The 356-nt window shown below is 36.0% G+C and carries 2 pseudogenes; both read right to left on the bottom strand.

Annotated features, from left to right (window positions below):
- Positions 1-175 (bottom strand): annotated as a pseudogene (locus SB717_RS34220) (tRNA uracil 4-sulfurtransferase ThiI); the annotation flags it as partial.
- Between the two features lie 6 nt (positions 176-181).
- A pseudogene (locus tag SB717_RS34215) lies at positions 182-356 on the bottom strand (cysteine desulfurase NifS); the annotation flags it as partial.

Below are 356 nucleotides of genomic sequence, written 5' to 3'. Positions count from 1 at the left end.
CTTCACCATTTAACTGGATGTACATACGGTCATGCGTTGCATCAATTTTAATATTTGGGAACTTTTTCAGTTTGAACTTCACGTTATCTTTTAATGTGCTTACAAATTTAGAACGGTTTTTACCTTTTGTCGTCATTTCTCCGTAACGCACTAAAATATATTCATATGTCATCATATTTCTTTACCTCATCACTTCATATAATTTTGGCATCGTCTCTTTTACAATACCTTCAAATTGTTTTACTTCTTCCATCGTGTTGTCTGGTGCCAAACTAATACGAATAGCACTTGCAGCTGCTGCATGCGGCACTCCCATTGACACTAACACTCTGCTCACTTCATTTGCTTTTGAAGAA

The sequence above is a fragment of the Priestia sp. SIMBA_032 genome, assembly GCF_046535215.1.
In the GTDB taxonomy this organism is placed as follows: domain Bacteria; phylum Bacillota; class Bacilli; order Bacillales; family Bacillaceae_H; genus Priestia; species Priestia aryabhattai.
Note: the sequence above shows the minus strand (reverse complement) of the source record. Positions and strands in the feature narration are given on the sequence as shown.